Source organism: Dietzia sp. DQ11-71 (assembly GCF_014144995.1).
Classification (GTDB): Bacteria; Actinomycetota; Actinomycetes; order Mycobacteriales; family Mycobacteriaceae; genus Dietzia; species Dietzia kunjamensis.
In genome coordinates this window covers 1-1,550 of sequence record NZ_JAALDT010000357.1, presented here as the reverse complement: position 1 = coordinate 1,550, position 1,550 = coordinate 1, and the positions used below count along the sequence as shown (strand labels likewise).

At 72.8% G+C, this 1,550-nt stretch carries 2 protein-coding genes and 1 pseudogene; all 3 read right to left on the bottom strand.

The features are described from left to right. Positions 1-419 (bottom strand): ribonuclease III family protein (locus G6023_RS12515; protein ID WP_347570771.1); only part of this gene is annotated, 419 nt, incomplete at its 3' end. Then, positions 416-1,015: a YceD family protein gene (locus G6023_RS12510; RefSeq protein ID WP_182635792.1), complete on the bottom strand. Its 600-nt coding sequence runs from the start codon at positions 1,013-1,015 to the stop codon at positions 416-418. The genes G6023_RS12515 and G6023_RS12510, both read right to left, overlap by 4 nt. A 23-nt stretch (positions 1,016-1,038) precedes the next feature. After that, positions 1,039-1,550, bottom strand: a pseudogene (locus G6023_RS12505) (DivIVA domain-containing protein); the annotation flags it as partial.

Below are 1,550 nucleotides of genomic sequence, written 5' to 3'. Positions count from 1 at the left end.
CCCCGGGCCGTCTCGAGCCCGTGGGTCAGATAGACCGACCCGAACACCGCCTCGAGGGTGTCGGCGAGGATCGAGTGCTTGTCACGACCGCCCGTCAGTTCCTCACCGCGGCCGAGCCGCAGGTGATCTCCCAGGCCGCCGGGGCCGATCTCGCGCGCGATGTCGGCCAGGACGTAGGTGTTGACCAGGCTCGCGCGGATCTTGGCGAGGTCCCCCTCGGGACGGTCCGGGTACGCCGTGTAGAGGTACTCCGTCACGACCAACTCGAGCACCGCGTCGCCGAGGAACTCCAACCTCTCGTTGTGGGGCAGACCGCCGTGCTCATAGGCGTACGACCTGTGGGTCAGAGCCTGGGTGGCGAGGTCGGCGGGGAGGGCGACCCCCAGGACAGAGTCCAGGGGCGACGGCTGCTCCGTCACGCGCGGTCCTCACCGGCGTCGCCGGCTCCGGTGGACCCGAACTTCTCCGCCAACCCGGCCCAGCGCGGGTCGATCCAGCCCTCGGCGTCGCCGGAGACGCCGTCGGGAGCGGGGGTGTCCGGGTTGATGCATTCGTCGTGTCCGTAGTCGGTGCACGTCGGCGACATGGGGAACTCCAGACCGAACGCGTCGACGAGCGCGGGCTCGAGGTCGAGCAGGTCGCCGTCCAGCAGGCGGACCTCGTCCTGCTCGGCGGCCTCGGCCGCGGCGGTGCCCTCGGCCGCGTACATGTCGGTCAGGTCCACGCCCACCGGGGCGGAGAACTCGCCCAGGCAGCGCGCGCACTCGACCTCGGCCCGACCGGTGACCGAGCCGGTGACGAGCACACCCTCGTCGACGTAGGTCAGCATGAGGTCGAGGTCCACCTCGGAGCCCTCGGGGATCCGGATGAACTCCACGCCGATGGCCGAGGGGAGGACGGCGGCACGCTGCACCGGCACCATCGAGCCGGGGGCGCGTCCGAGGACGCGGGTGTCGAGGACGAGCGAATCGGCGGCGGGCCGGCCGTGGCGGGGGGTACGGGAGGTGGTGGACACGCCCAGCAGACTACCCGCCGGGGTCAGTAGTCCCCGTACCCGTCGCCCGGGCGCTCGTCCTCGCGGACCCCCCGCCGGCCGGTGGGCTCCCGTCGCCCGACCGGGGCGACACCGTGCAGCTCCTCGCGACCCCGGCTGACGGTGCGGAGGGTGGTGCCGAGGAACTCCTCGAACCGGGCCATCTTCTCGTCGATGTAGGCGTCGCATTCCTCGCGCCGACGCTCGCTCTCGGCGTGCGCGGCGTCTCGCACCCGCGCGGCTTCCTCGTCGGCGATGCGGACGACCTCGGACTCGGACAGCATCCGCTGCTGCTCCTGCCGGGCTTCGGTGATCGTGCGGTCGTAGAGGATGTTGGCCTGTTCGACGAGCCGGTCTGCCTCCGCGCGGGCGCGGCTCGTGGTGGACTCGGCGTCCCGACGCGAGCGGTCGAGGAGCTCCGCCGACTCGGCGCGGGCGTCGCCCACCAGCCCGTCGGCGTGGGTGGTCGCCTCGGCGACCATGCGGTCGGCGCGGGCCTTGGCGTCGGCGAGCATGG